Source organism: Staphylococcus sp. HMSC072H03 (assembly GCF_001809305.1).
Lineage (GTDB): Bacteria > Bacillota > Bacilli > Staphylococcales > Staphylococcaceae > Staphylococcus > Staphylococcus hominis.
The window spans coordinates 1-13,505 of record NZ_KV796872.1; the positions used below are offsets into that span (position 1 = coordinate 1).

At 29.1% G+C, this 13,505-nt stretch carries 13 protein-coding genes; 3 read left to right on the forward strand and 10 right to left on the reverse strand.

Annotation, left to right across the window (positions count from 1 at the left end):
• Positions 1–481: 481 nt before the first annotated feature.
• The 3 genes from perR to HMPREF2578_RS01305 form a co-directional block, all read right to left on the reverse strand.
• Entirely contained in the window at positions 482–931 is a 450-nt protein-coding gene (perR, locus tag HMPREF2578_RS01295) for a peroxide-responsive transcriptional repressor PerR (protein ID WP_017175209.1), read from the reverse strand.
• A gap of 95 nt (positions 932–1,026) precedes the next feature.
• Entirely contained in the window at positions 1,027–1,977 is a 951-nt protein-coding gene (locus HMPREF2578_RS01300) for a phosphoglycerate dehydrogenase (protein WP_017175210.1), read from the reverse strand.
• Positions 1,978–1,982: 5 nt separating this feature from the next.
• Positions 1,983–2,438: a peroxiredoxin gene (locus HMPREF2578_RS01305; RefSeq protein ID WP_017175211.1), complete on the reverse strand. Its 456-nt coding sequence runs from the start codon at positions 2,436–2,438 to the stop codon at positions 1,983–1,985.
• Between the two features lie 80 nt (positions 2,439–2,518).
• Between HMPREF2578_RS01305 and HMPREF2578_RS01310 the strand changes: the two genes are divergently transcribed.
• Together HMPREF2578_RS01310 and HMPREF2578_RS01315 are read left to right on the forward strand one after the other, a co-directional pair.
• Entirely contained in the window at positions 2,519–3,808 is a 1,290-nt protein-coding gene (locus HMPREF2578_RS01310) for a glutamate-1-semialdehyde 2,1-aminomutase (RefSeq protein ID WP_017175212.1), read from the forward strand.
• A gap of 154 nt (positions 3,809–3,962) precedes the next feature.
• The gene (locus HMPREF2578_RS01315) at positions 3,963–5,057 is read left to right on the forward strand and encodes an FUSC family protein (protein WP_017175213.1); all 1,095 of its coding nucleotides are present in this window, start codon (positions 3,963–3,965) and stop codon (positions 5,055–5,057) included.
• Between the two features lie 77 nt (positions 5,058–5,134).
• Here the strand turns inward: HMPREF2578_RS01315 and HMPREF2578_RS01320 are convergent, their stop codons facing one another.
• The 3 genes from HMPREF2578_RS01320 to mutY all read right to left on the reverse strand — a co-directional run bounded on the left by HMPREF2578_RS01320 (position 5,135) and on the right by mutY (position 8,707).
• A complete protein-coding gene (locus HMPREF2578_RS01320; RefSeq protein WP_017175214.1) occupies positions 5,135–6,871 on the reverse strand; it encodes an ABC transporter ATP-binding protein in 1,737 nt (578 codons plus the stop codon).
• A gap of 154 nt (positions 6,872–7,025) precedes the next feature.
• On the reverse strand, positions 7,026–7,568 hold the full coding sequence (locus HMPREF2578_RS01325; RefSeq protein ID WP_017175215.1) for a nucleoside tri-diphosphate phosphatase: 543 nt from the start codon (positions 7,566–7,568) through the stop codon (positions 7,026–7,028).
• Positions 7,569–7,660: 92 nt separating this feature from the next.
• The gene (gene mutY, locus HMPREF2578_RS01330; protein WP_017175216.1) at positions 7,661–8,707 is read right to left on the reverse strand and encodes an A/G-specific adenine glycosylase; all 1,047 of its coding nucleotides are present in this window, start codon (positions 8,705–8,707) and stop codon (positions 7,661–7,663) included.
• Between the two features lie 135 nt (positions 8,708–8,842).
• Between mutY and HMPREF2578_RS01335 the strand changes: the two genes are divergently transcribed.
• Positions 8,843–9,820 carry a metal-dependent hydrolase gene (locus HMPREF2578_RS01335; RefSeq protein ID WP_017175217.1) on the forward strand — a complete coding sequence of 326 codons (978 nt, stop codon included), beginning with the start codon at positions 8,843–8,845 and terminating at the stop codon, positions 9,818–9,820.
• 117 nt (positions 9,821–9,937) lie between these two features.
• Here HMPREF2578_RS01335 and HMPREF2578_RS01340 read toward each other — a convergent pair whose 3' ends face one another.
• The 4 genes from HMPREF2578_RS01340 to recX are packed head-to-tail and all read right to left on the reverse strand — an operon-like array spanning position 9,938 to position 13,354.
• Positions 9,938–10,732, reverse strand: coding sequence for a hypothetical protein (locus tag HMPREF2578_RS01340; RefSeq protein WP_017175218.1), 795 nt, complete (start codon positions 10,730–10,732; stop codon positions 9,938–9,940).
• On the reverse strand, positions 10,711–12,228 hold the full coding sequence (locus HMPREF2578_RS01345; RefSeq protein ID WP_017175219.1) for an ATP-binding cassette domain-containing protein: 1,518 nt from the start codon (positions 12,226–12,228) through the stop codon (positions 10,711–10,713). Before HMPREF2578_RS01345 ends, HMPREF2578_RS01340 begins: the two co-directional genes overlap by 22 nt.
• A 15-nt stretch (positions 12,229–12,243) precedes the next feature.
• The gene (locus HMPREF2578_RS01350) at positions 12,244–12,558 is read right to left on the reverse strand and encodes a YfhH family protein (protein WP_002455132.1); all 315 of its coding nucleotides are present in this window, start codon (positions 12,556–12,558) and stop codon (positions 12,244–12,246) included.
• A complete protein-coding gene (gene recX, locus HMPREF2578_RS01355) occupies positions 12,551–13,354 on the reverse strand; it encodes a recombination regulator RecX (RefSeq protein WP_017175220.1) in 804 nt (267 codons plus the stop codon). The genes HMPREF2578_RS01350 and recX overlap by 8 nt, the downstream gene beginning before the upstream one ends.
• Positions 13,355–13,505 lie beyond the last annotated feature (151 nt).

Here is a 13,505-nt window from a genome sequence, read left to right on the forward strand (position 1 = left end):
CATTTAAGTTACTTTATTGGAATTAACGTTGATATATTGTCATTCAGTTTTCAATGTTCGTTTTAACAATTACATTTATTAATTGTATCAAATACTAATTATTTTTGTCAAGAACTTTTTTAATTTTTCTTTTCTTGAAGTTAATTAATATTTCAACAAATAATATCTTATAATAAATTGTTTTTATAATCAATAGTCAAAATTACACTTTCTTAACATTGTTTTAAACTAATTTACTTTGCGTTTTCAAACAATATCTTTTGTTTTTGACGACTTTTATATAATAGCAAGTTTATTATTGAACGTCAATGAATTTTATAATATAAAATTGTTTAATATTTCACACTAAATGTATTCATTATCTTTAATGAGTATTTTTTATACTAAAACTCTATGGTATTTTTTATTTAATATTTATCTTTTAAATTCTTTGATTACTTATAAACAAAAAAAGCAATGACATTAAAGTCATTGCCTAACTTTATTCTTTATTTTTACATTCTTCACACAATCCATAAATTTCCATTCGATGATGTGTTACGTCAAAGTTTGTAACGTGTTGAGCTAATTGTTCAATTTCATCCAATTGAGGATAGTGGAAATCTACTATTTTACCGCATCGTTCACAAATAACATGATAATGATTATGAGTATTAAAGTCGAACCTACTTGATGCATCTCCATAAGTCAATTCTTTTACAATACCTATCTTCTTAAATACTCTTAAATTGTTGTAAATTGTCGCAACACTTATATTAGGAAAATCAGGTGAAAGTGCTTGATAAATTTCATCCGCTGTAGGATGTGTATGTGAGCTAATTAAAAATCTAACAATAGCTTGTCTTTGAGGCGTGATACGAACGCCTGACTTTCTTAATGCTATTATAGCTTGTTCAAGCTCATGTTCAATTGATTCTATTTCTGCACTCATCATTTTCACCATCTTTCTACTTTATAATTATTATTATCTTATTAATAATATAACTACTTTCATACGGCATTGTCAATTATTCCATAAGTTTTATATTAATAGCCATCTTTTAAGTCTACTACGTTCTCACTTATTTCTTCTTTATTGAGAAAATGAGATAGATTTCTTTCAAATATTTTCGTTGCTTCCTTTTTATTTTCTTTATCATTACCAGTTATATGTGCAGTAATTGTCACGTTATCTAAATCATAAAGTGGATGTTCTGATTCTAGTGGTTCATTTTCGAATACATCCAAGTAAGCATGACGTATTAATTTTTCTTTAAGTATTTCAATTAAATCGTCTTCTTCTACTATAGTTCCTCTTCCTACATTAATAAATAAGGTATCTTCCTTCATTAATTGGAAGTGATGTTTGTTTAATAAATGATATGTTTCTTTGGTTTCTGGTAACGTATTAATTATTATATCCGCTTCTCCTAATAGTTCGTCTAATTCATTTATCTCATATGTTTGATTAAATCCTTCTTTTTGTTTTCCTGTTTTACTTACACCTATTATTTTCAATTCGAAAGGTGTCAATAACTTTACAGTATCTTGAGCAATAGCTCCAGTACCTAAAAATAAAATTGTTTCATCCTTTAAACGTTTACCTGTCAAAGTACTATCATAAATATGCTTTTGTTGATTAATAAATGATGTTTTCATTTTTTTATGATCATCTAATATAAAAGTTAGTATATATTCTGAAAGTTGCTTTGATTGTATTCCTCTAGTATTGGTTAAAATAATTCCTTTATTCTTAATATACTCTAATGGTAGATTGTTTACGCCTGTTGCATACCATGCAATCCACTTTAAATTCGGGCAAGACTTTATAAATCTTTCATTAATCTCCCCGTCATACCCTATCAATACCTCGAGTTCTTTTTTTTCATTATCTGGAATATTATCTGCTTTATCATAAAACAAAAATGAAATATCAGGATACTTTTCTATTAATTCATTTTCTATATTACCTAAACGTTTCAAGCTTACGATTTTCATTTATCTCACTCCAGCATTTGTTTTAATTCATCTATTTGTGTTTTAACTTTTACTTTTTCAATGATATTTGTAATATATCCCGCTTCATCTATTACAAACGTTGTTCTCACTATTCCCATATTTTCTTTTCCAAAACTTTTCTTCAAACGATATATTCCTACTGCCTTCGATAACTTAAATTCATCATCAACTAACAAATCAAAATTCAAATGATGCTTATTAATAAAGTTTTCGTGTTTTTTTCTAGAATCCCCGCTAATACCATAAACTTTAACTTTCATATCATTAAAGTATTGTATATTATCTCTAAAGTCACATGCTTCTGTTGTACACGTTGGTGTGTTATCTCGTGGGTAGAAATATAATATTGTTTTTTCTCCCATAATTTTTTCATTAGTAATTAATTCACCATTTTGATTCTCTAATTCAAATTTTGGAAAAAGATCTCCTATTTTTAACATCGTATCACTCATTTCTTCATATTATAATTATTATGTTACGATAGTAATGAATATTATTAAATAAGAAAGGTTGATACTCTATGAATTTCACTGAAAGTGAACGTCTTCAAAAGTTATCAAATGAATATATTTTAGGTGGAGTTAATTCTCCTTCACGCTCTTATAAAGCTGTTGGCGGAGGTGCTCCCGTAGTTATGCGTGAAGGTCATGGCGCTTATCTTTACGATGTCGATGGAAATAAGTACATTGATTATTTACAAGCATATGGTCCTATAATCACTGGTCATGCTCATCCTCATATTACTGAAGCTATCCAAGATCAAGCGGCTAAAGGTGTGTTATATGGTACACCGACTGAACTTGAAATTGATTTTAGTAAAAAATTACGAGCAGCTATTCCTTCATTAGAAAAAATTCGTTTTGTTAATTCTGGAACAGAAGCAGTAATGACTACAATTCGAGTTGCTAGAGCTTATACTAAAAGAAATAAGATTATTAAATTTGCGGGGTCTTATCATGGCCATTCTGATTTAGTATTAGTTGCTGCAGGAAGCGGACCTTCTCAATTAGGTTCTCCAGATTCAGCTGGTGTACCTGAAAGTGTCGCTAGAGAAGTCATTACTGTACCTTTCAATGACATTGAATCTTATAAAGAAGCCATGTCACATTGGGGAGATGAAGTAGCAGCTGTATTAGTAGAACCTATTGTAGGTAATTTTGGTATGGTAAAACCTCAACCAGGCTTTTTAGAAGAAGTTAACAACATCACTCATGAACATGGGGCTTTAGTGATTTACGATGAAGTCATCACTGCTTTCCGCTTCCATTATGGCGCTGCACAAGATTTATTAAATGTTTATCCAGATTTAACAGCATTTGGTAAAATTGTTGGTGGTGGATTACCAATCGGTGGCTACGGTGGCCGTCAAGATATCATGGAACATGTTGCTCCATTAGGCCCAGCATACCAAGCAGGAACAATGGCAGGTAACCCACTTTCAATGAGAGCAGGTATTGCATTACTTGAAGTTTTAGAGCAAGATGGTGTATATGAGAAATTAGATAATTTGGGTAAACGTTTAGAAGATGGTTTAAATAAACTTATCGAAAAACATCATATTACTGCAACAATTAATCGTATTTATGGATCGCTAACACTCTATTTTACAGATGAAAAAGTAACACACTACGAACAAGTAGAAAATTCTGATGGTGAGGCATTTGCAAAATTCTTTAAACTTATGCTTAACCAAGGTATTAATTTAGCACCTTCTAAATTTGAAGCATGGTTCTTAACTACTGAACACACTGAAGAAGATATTGATCGAACATTAGAAGCGGCTGACTATGCCTTCAGTCAAATGAAATAATATTTAAAATTTAACGGACCTAAGAATGTCATATCGTAAATATACATTCTTGGGTTTTTATATATGCGTATACTTGTATAGTTTTATTTGTTGAGTGTATACTAATTTAAAAATACATTAAACTATAAACTTGTTATTTAAAGGAGCGTTGTATTTGAAATTAGGCGCACGTATACTTAAAACTGGAATTGCTATCATTCTCGCCCTTTTTATCGCTTCTTTTTTACCTGATAATGTTGGTTTGAAATCTGTAGCAGGAATAAGTGCTATTTTTGCAATGCAACCTAATATATATCGTTCAATGAAAACGATATCTGAACAAGCTACAGGTAATTTAATCGGTGCTATATTAGCAGTGATTATGGTAACCATTTTTGGTAAAAACATTGTGATTATGGGTATCACAGTCATTCTATTAATCGCCATTTTATACAAATTAAACTTGGCGCATGTAGCAACATTAGCAGGTGTCACTGCGTTAATCATTATGGGGCAACATACAGGATCGTTTTATCTTGCAGCTACATTTAGATTTATTTTAGTAATGATTGGAGTTTTAAGTGCTTCACTTGTAAACCTAGTATTCTTACCTCCAAAATTCGAAACTAAAATTTATCATAATGCGGTTAATATTTCTTCCGACATATTTATATGGTTTAAACTTGTGATTAATGATACTTCTGAATATCATCAGATAAAAGAAGATGGTGAACAGTTAGAATCTCGCATCATAAAATTAGAACAAATCTATAACTATTATCACGAAGAACGTACGTTTACAAGAAAAGCTGCTTTCCAACAAAATCGTAAAAAGATATTATTTAAAGAGGTCGTTGGAACAACTCGACAAGCTTACGAAGTATTAAATCGTATGGCTAGATATCAAAATGATTTGCATAATACGAATCATAATTTATTATTTCAAATTAAATTAGAGTTAGATTCATTAACAGCGTATCATGAACAAATTTTAAAAAGTTTATCAAAAAAGGCGCGTTATAATGTAGATGATTTTGATAATCAAATTTTAAATCCTCAAAAGAAAAATCTTATGGATGCTTTTCAATATCAATTAATTCAAAATCCATATCAAGTAGAATATTCATATTCGAATATCATGCAAATTATCGCAGCTATTGAAGAATATCGATATTATTTAGAGCATTTAGATAGACTAAGATTAAGTTTCTTTACGTATCATCGTAATGACACGGATATTGAAATTCAAGATGAAGATTTTGATTTATAAAAATTAAATATCAATACTAAAAAAGACAAACTTAACTATCAAAGTTGAGTTTGTCTTTTTTAGTATTCATTATTTAGTTATAAATCTTGAATGCTATACAAATGTTCATATTCACCTTTTTTAGCAATCAGCTCTTTATGTGTACCCGTTTCAACGATTTGGCCATGCTGCATAACAATAATTTTATCTGCGTGTGTGATTGTTGATAATCTATGAGCTACAATAAGTGTAGTTCTATCTTTACTTAAAACATCTAATGCGTCTTGAATAATTGCTTCACTTTCTAAATCAAGTGCACTTGTCGCTTCATCTAAAATTAATATAGGTGGATTATTTAAGAAAATACGCGCAATAGATAAACGTTGCTTTTGGCCACCAGATAATTTTACGCCACGTTCTCCAACTTCAGTATCATAGCCATTCGGTAAATTCATAATAAAGTCGTGCGCATTTGCCATTTTAGCTGCTTCGATTATTTCTTCTTCAGTAGCATCAGGACGTCCTAATAAAATATTCTCTCTTACAGTATCAGAAAATAAAATATTGTCTTGTTGAACAAGTCCAATTTGATTTCTCAAGCTTCCTGTTAAATAATCTTTAATATTATGACTATCGATCAAAATTTCACCTTCACTTACATCATAAAAACGTGGAATAAGATTAATAAGCGTAGATTTACCTCCCCCGCTCATACCGACGAATGCTACTGTTTCACCTTTGTTTATATTTAAATTTATATTTTTTAAAACTAAAGATTCATCTTCATTATATTTAAAGCTTACATTTTTTAATTCAATATGTCCTTCTTTTATTTCAATAGGTTGTGCACCTTTTTTATTTTTAATGTCATAGTCTTCATCCATTAATTGAAAAATACGATCCATAGAGGCGAAACTTTGCGTTAAAGTTGTGAATGAAGAAACTAAACGTCTTAATGGTCCGAATAATTGTTCTAAATATCCTACAAAAGCTGCTAAGGTACCTACTGTAATTGAACCAGTGATTGCTAAATATGACCCTACTCCAATAACAATGATAGGACCTAAATCTGTGACTGTATTAATAGCTGCAAATGAATAGGCATTCCATGAAGTATGTTGAAACGCTCTACTTAAAAAGTTTTTATTTTTTTTATCAAAGTTTTTCGCTTCATTATCTTCAATTGCAAAGCTTTTTATTACAGACATACCTTGAACACGTTCATGTAAAAATCCTTGTACTTCCGCTAATGCTTGTGAACGTTTACGTGTTAATTTTCTTAAACGTCCAAAGAAAAAATATACTGTAAAGATATAAAAAGGAAAAATAATAATTGCTGCAAGTGTTAATTTAATATCTAAGAAGAACATAATAGAAAGCGCAATAATAATCGTTACACAGTCTAACCAAATATTCATTAACCCAGTTAAAATAAAGTCTTTCGTTTGTTCTACGTCATTAATTACTCTCGATATAACTTGTCCCACTTGATTATTTGCATAAAATCGAGCACTTAAAGCTTGTAAATGGTCATACAATTGCTTACGAATATCATATAAAATTTTATTACTCGTCCATTGTGCTAAATATTGTCGAAGGTATTCAATTGGCGGGCGCACAATTAAAAATATAAATAGAGTAATACCTATCGCTATAGCAAGATGATGGAATTTTTCATTGGTAGTTAATGTACCATTATTAATGACACCATCAATCGCATATTTAATTAATAATGGAATTAACATTGGAATACCAAATTTTATAATTCCAATAATAATCGTTGCGAAAATACGATATTTATATGGTTTAACAAATTCTAAATATCGTCGAATCACACTGACTCCTCCTTAATTTTATTATCAAAAAATGAATAGAGGTTGAACCCTCTATTCATAAACTCATTTATTTAAGAATAGGCAAGTAGTTTCAACCTCTTATTTATTACTCAAGTACTATAAACTAATTAATTACTATTTGCCTCAATTATGCTTAGTAATTACGAATTTTTTTATATCTTTGTTTCCAAACTTTTATAAAGTCAGGAGCGAAAGGACCTTTTTTCTGTTCTATCCATTGTTGTAAAATGTCTACATTTCTTCTGAGTATTACGTCTATTTCATGAGGATAATTCATTTGTTTCATATGTTGTTCATATTCATCCTCATCTAATAAATGATATTTACCATTTGGATAAACTTTAATATCTAAATCATAATCAATATATTTTAAAGCTTCTTCATCACATACAAAAGGCGAAGATAAATTACAGTAATAGTAAATACCATCTTCTCTAAACATGCAAATTACATTAAACCAATACTCAGAATGAAAGTACACGATTGCAGGCTCTCTAGTAATCCATGTACGTCCATCACTTTCAGTTACTAAGGTATGATCATTCCCACCAATGATGACGTGATCTGTTCCTTTTAAAATCGTTGTTTCAGACCATACTCTATGAATATTTCCATCATGTTTATAGCTTTGGATTTTTATATTTTCGCCTTCTTTAGGTATGGATTCTTTAACCATACTCCACACCACCTTTTAAAGTTTTTACAATTCGAATTATACCATATTTTTTTAAACTTCTTTAAAGAGATATAGAGAGATAATATGTTTTTCTATTTACCAACAATAAACTCATATATTTTACTCATTGATACTGGGAAAGAATAATCGTCTCGATTTTCTAAATCAAACCATTCCATAAAGTCTGGTAATTGTGCTGAGTCAATATTTATATCTTCAATCACACTATAAACATTTAAATTCCAAGTTTTATGTGTAAATTGATGCTTTAATTGAAATATTGCGTTCTCAGCTAAAGTTAATGACTGGTTTAACTTATATTCTAGTTTTTGAATCCCATTAGGACTTTCAAACATCGGAAATTGCCACATACCATTAAGTAGCTTTTCTTGACGTTTTTCAATCAGATATTGACCTTTCTGATTTCTGACTAAAAAAACCTCCTGATTAATTATTTTCTTAGCTTGCTTTTTAGTCTTGATAGGTAACTCTAACGTAGTTCCTTTTCGAAATGCTTCACAATTTTCCTGCACTGGACAAAATAGGCATAACGGATTCTTAGGTGTACATATTGTTGCACCTAATTCCATCATTGATTGATTAAACGTACCCGCTTCTTCTTGTACAAAAGGTTGAAGCTCTTTTTCAAATGATTTTCTAGTAGATTGTAATTTGATATCACGATAGTCATTATTAAGTCGAGTCCATACTCTAAACACATTTCCATCTACAGTAGCTAAAGGGCGATTAAAAGCAATACTCATTACAGCTGCTTGAGTATATGGACCTACTCCCTTTAATTCACCAAAAACTTTAGGGGATGATGGCACTTCACCATTATAATTATGATGTACTTCTTTAATTGCTGTATGAAAATTGCGGGCACGGCTATAATATCCAAGACCTTCCCAATACTTTAATACTTCATCTTCTTCTGCTTCACTTAACGCTTTAACTGTAGGAAATCGATGAATAAATTTATTGTAATAATCAATGACCGTTTTAACTTGTGTTTGTTGAAGCATAACTTCACTTAGCCATATATAATATGGATTAGTTGTTTCTCTCCAAGGCATTTCTCGTTGATTTTTCTCAAACCATGTCACAATATTATTTTTAAATGTCGTTTCATTTAACATTAAATTATCCTTTCTCTTACATAAAAAAATTTATAAGTTATAATACTTTCTAATATTTGATAAGTATCTTAATTTTGTTATTCTAATTTTTAGATTATAATATATATTAAATCAAGATGAAAAGAGTGAACTTTTATGGATACAGCCACTCATATTGCTATCGGCATTGGACTAACTGCTTTAGCTACACAAGACCCAGCAATGTCACATTCTATGACAGCTACTGCAACAACTTTAATTGCGGGTTCTTTAATACCTGATGGCGATACGGTTTTAAAATTAAAAAATAATGCAACTTATATTTCACATCATCGTGGTATTACACATTCCATACCCTTTACGATTTTATGGCCAATATTACTTGCTTTTATAATATACGTTATCTTTCCACATGTAGATGTGACTCATATATGGATGTGGGCTCAGTTAGCGGTCTTTTTACATGTTTTTGTAGATATCTTTAATTCATATGGTACACAAGCACTTAGACCTATATCAAATAAGTGGATACAACTCGGTGTAATCAATACATTCGATCCAATTATTTTTTTAATATTATGTATTGGAATCACGCTATGGTTATTAGGCATTCATCCATATCTAGTGTTCTTTCCAATTATTGGCGTTTTAATTATTTATTATATCGTTAGATTTAAAATGCAATCAATAATCAAATCTCAAGCGTTGAAACTCATTCATGATGAACATCATCCTGTGAAAATTTTTGTTGCACCTACTATGAAATTTATGGAATGGCGTGTAGCTATTCAAACTGAAAGCTATGATTATGTAGGTAGAGCTTATGGTCGTAATATAACGTTTAGTGATAAAGTAAAACGTCAACAATTCTCATCTGATACACTTTTATGGCAAATAAAAAGTAATCCTGAAATAAGAACGTTTTTAAAATTCTCTTCTATCTATCGTTGGCAAATACGTAAACTTGATGATCAAACAACTGAGATAAGATTGATAGATTTACGTTATCTAAATAAAGGACATTATTCTTTTGCAGCAATTGCACATCTTACTCAAGATCAAAAAATTGACCATTCCTATATTGGATGGGTATTTACAGAAGAAAAACTTCAAAAAAAATTGTACTCTCATTAATCTATTAACTTTAACTATAATTTAAACAACCCCTAGATGACTTATTGACAGTCATTTAGGGGTTATTATTATAAAATTATAAAAAATATATGTTATTTATAACGATTCACTCATATATTAAATATATTCATATTTCTTATGGGCAACAAGTCGAGTTAAAATAAAATTGATAACTCCAATTAATACTAAAAAAGCAATAAAATAAATATGATACACAATATTGTACATATTTACAGCTCCAAAAACAATTGAAGATGATAATCCGTCAATCAAATAATATAATGGATTAATTTTTAATATTTGATCAATCATATTTGCCTTATTGTTAGGTATAAAAATGATAGGTACTAAAAAGAATAACACAATTGTTGCTACCACATAAAATTTAAATACTTTTTTACTTATTAAAGTCAATAAACTTAATGTTATTGATATAAAAACAATAAATATAATCGACATTAGTATAAAATAAACAAAAGATATCACCGATGTTTCAAGGTTTACTGGCTTAAAGATTGATGTAATCAATGATAAAACACAGATGATGATAGCCCCTATCAGTGCATTAAGGATGGGCGTAATAATAGGTGTGAGTTGAAATGATTTAGCAATAAGATAATCATACTTATATAATTTGAATGATTTATATATAATATAAGCAATGGTTACAAAAGTATAGAACGCAATCATTCGATATATCCATTGGGCCTTTTCAATTTCTTCTGTATTAAATAAATACATCACTCCAATTATGATACTAATGATAATTAATTGTATTAAAAATAAAATCACATCATATTTCCAAGTCTCTTTTACTTTTGCTTTAGCCAAATGTAAAAGAGATGGAAAATGTTTAAAATATAATATTAACTTATCTATCATGTTTACACCTACAATTCGATATAAATCCATTTACTATTTTTCATATCTGCAATTAAATATCCATTATTTAATTTTGAAATCCATACATTACTTTTAATATTAAATTTACGCTCTAATTTTGATTTATCTACTATAGGAAATACAAAACCAGTTAACTTATCCTCATCATTAAATAACATTTTAATAGGTTGTTGTGTAATAGGCACCACAAATCGTTGATCTTTTTCAGGAACAAGCGTCTTTTTCACTTGCTTATGTGGTTTATGTAATTGAGTATTAAAATAATCAACATACTTACTGTAGTTTGACTTCATATAAGGCGCTAAAGTACTAAATTTATGCGTTTCATATAATGCAGCAGGATTAAAATAATAAATTTTGTTCTTACCTACTTCATATGTATCATCATCGACAATTAAGCGGTATTTTGAAGCACTTTCTCCAGTAATCGTCACAAAAGAATATTTTGGCATTTCAATATCTTGATGATTTGATAATGTCACTTCATCATGTAGAACAATTCCATAAGACAATTTATTTTCAAAAGAATCCGTGTCTTGATTTTGAACTTTCTTCTGAGATTCGTTGATAGGAATTTCAATTTTCCCTATATTATTCACTACCAGTGCGCCAAGTAACACTAAGACGATTAACGTTGAAACTAAAAGCGTCCAAAATTTAACTATAAAATCCGGAACTTTAACATGTTTGTATCGTTCGACTCTTTTAAAGTTATAACTCATTTCCGGCAATCTACTTCTACTTTTCTTCCAATCCAAATCAAAATTCTTAAGTGTTTCTTCATCTTCGATACTTAATCTATCTCTTTCATGATCATTAAATACTGGTAAAACGTCATTTAAAGACCCTTCCATACGCACTTGTCCGTGAGAAATCCATGTAACATAGTTACTTACTTGAGATATTTTAGAAATATCATCGTCTACAAATATAATTGATAAGTCATTAGACACATAGTCTTTTGAAAGTTGTTTCGCCTTATTTAAAAAAGCTTCATCAAGATATTCGAGAATATGACTTAAAATAATAATTTCTGTTTTACAAACTCTTGCAACACTTAAAATCAATTGCGCATACTCAGAGTGACTAAGTTTATTCACTTGAATCGAAGATTTATCATCTAAATGCGCATATTTAATAATTTGATCGACAATATGTGAAGACGTCTCGTAATTAAATAAGCATTGTGTTTCTTCAATATAACTTTTAACAGACATATTTAATAAATGTTTGTTTTTTATATCTCCATAATAAATACTTGCTGATTGTACAACTTTCCCTCTATCAGGTGCAATATCTTGTGCCATAATTCTTCCAATCAATGTTTTGGATGAACCAGGTTCTCCTATGAGTGCAAGAGCTTCTCCTTGATAAATGTGTAAAGTTATTTTATTTAATTCTATGTCTTCCGCGCCATATCCAAACGGCAAATACCACTTTCTATTCTTTTGGTTTCTATAGTATTGTGTAACATTTAATAATTTTAAAACGATTGAACTTCCCATTTGTGTTACATCCTTCTAAATTTTTAATAATGCAATGGGTAAACCCTCTTCAGGATTCGTACTATTTATTCTATAACCCCAAGCAAAAACCCCTTTTAAACGTTCAACTTTAAAGTATTGTTCACTACCATCATTTAATTTATACATTCTGCCTATATTAATTTTAGAACGATCGACTAAATAACTCTCAGCTACAATGACTTTACTTTCATAAACATCATATTCATTCATTATGCCATTCATTTCAGCTTTACGCATTTTTTCTTTACATAATTGTATTTCATGTCTCAATTCCTGTTCAGACATTTCACTTAATCTTTTGTCACTCATCTAAAATACCACTTTCTGCTAATTTAATTTTTATTTTATCATAATTATATCCTTTTCTCATAAGTGCTTCTATTGTTTTCATTTTTAATGTATTACCATCATATTTACGACATTGTTTATTATAAACTTTTTCTAAATCCTTTTGTAATAAGTCATCTAGCACTTCTTCGTCTTGAGCAAAGTCTAACTCATTAAGTACATATTGTGCAGTTTCTATTGTATATCCTTTTTGGATTAAGCTATGCATTACTTTTTGCTTTACTTTAACAACAGGACCTTTTTTAGTTTTCATTATTTTTTTAGCAACATGAATGATAGATTCTATAGGTTGCTCTTCTTCATATCGTTTAACATATCTATCTATAATATTAGGTTCTACTCCAACTTGGTATAGTTTTTGTTTAAATACTTCAGGTCCTTTATCTGTTGTGTTGATCATTGTATTTTTTAAACTTTCAGCATAATCTTCATGATTAATATATTGCTCTTTATAACAATATTCAATCACTTTTTCTACTGCCATTTCATTAATATCATTCTTTTTCAAATAATCACTAACTTCTTTTTCAGTTCGTTTTTTATATGATAAATATTGTATTGCCATATTAACTCCTAGACGATAGTGTTCGTATTTTTGAATTTTTTCCATTTCTGCAGCATCTATCATTTGATTCTTTTTCAAATTGAATTTAACGAGTGTATCTATATCAATTCCCATTTCAAATGCTTCGTCAAGAAAGAGATTAAATCGTTCTTTATTATTTTTTTGAACTTCTATTTTAGTAATTTTCGGCATCATTATTCTCCTCATACTAATTAAAAATTGTATTTTAATAATATATTTATTTTATAACAGAAAATCTAACACATATAGTATTTGATATTAAAAAAGAGCGAAATGGAAGTTTATTTATTCTCATTCTCACTCTTAGTTTATATTTAATTAA

Bases quoted from the DNA above. Each gene is read 5' to 3' on its own strand.
- perR (WP_017175209.1), bottom strand. From the start codon at position 931: ATGAGTGCAGAAATAGAATCAATTGAACATGAGCTTGAACAAGCTATA.
- HMPREF2578_RS01300 (WP_017175210.1), bottom strand. From the start codon at position 1,977: ATGAAAATCGTAAGCTTGAAACGTTTAGGTAATATAGAAAATGAATTA.
- HMPREF2578_RS01305 (WP_017175211.1), bottom strand. From the start codon at position 2,438: ATGTTAAAAATAGGAGATCTTTTTCCAAAATTTGAATTAGAGAATCAA.
- HMPREF2578_RS01310 (WP_017175212.1), top strand. From the start codon at position 2,519: ATGAATTTCACTGAAAGTGAACGTCTTCAAAAGTTATCAAATGAATAT.
- HMPREF2578_RS01325 (WP_017175215.1), bottom strand. From the start codon at position 7,568: ATGGTTAAAGAATCCATACCTAAAGAAGGCGAAAATATAAAAATCCAA.
- mutY (WP_017175216.1), bottom strand. From the start codon at position 8,707: ATGTTAAATGAAACGACATTTAAAAATAATATTGTGACATGGTTTGAG.
- HMPREF2578_RS01335 (WP_017175217.1), top strand. From the start codon at position 8,843: ATGGATACAGCCACTCATATTGCTATCGGCATTGGACTAACTGCTTTA.
- HMPREF2578_RS01340 (WP_017175218.1), bottom strand. From the start codon at position 10,732: ATGGATTTATATCGAATTGTAGGTGTAAACATGATAGATAAGTTAATA.
- HMPREF2578_RS01345 (WP_017175219.1), bottom strand. From the start codon at position 12,228: ATGGGAAGTTCAATCGTTTTAAAATTATTAAATGTTACACAATACTAT.
- HMPREF2578_RS01350 (WP_002455132.1), bottom strand. From the start codon at position 12,558: ATGAGTGACAAAAGATTAAGTGAAATGTCTGAACAGGAATTGAGACAT.
- recX (WP_017175220.1), bottom strand. From the start codon at position 13,354: ATGCCGAAAATTACTAAAATAGAAGTTCAAAAAAATAATAAAGAACGA.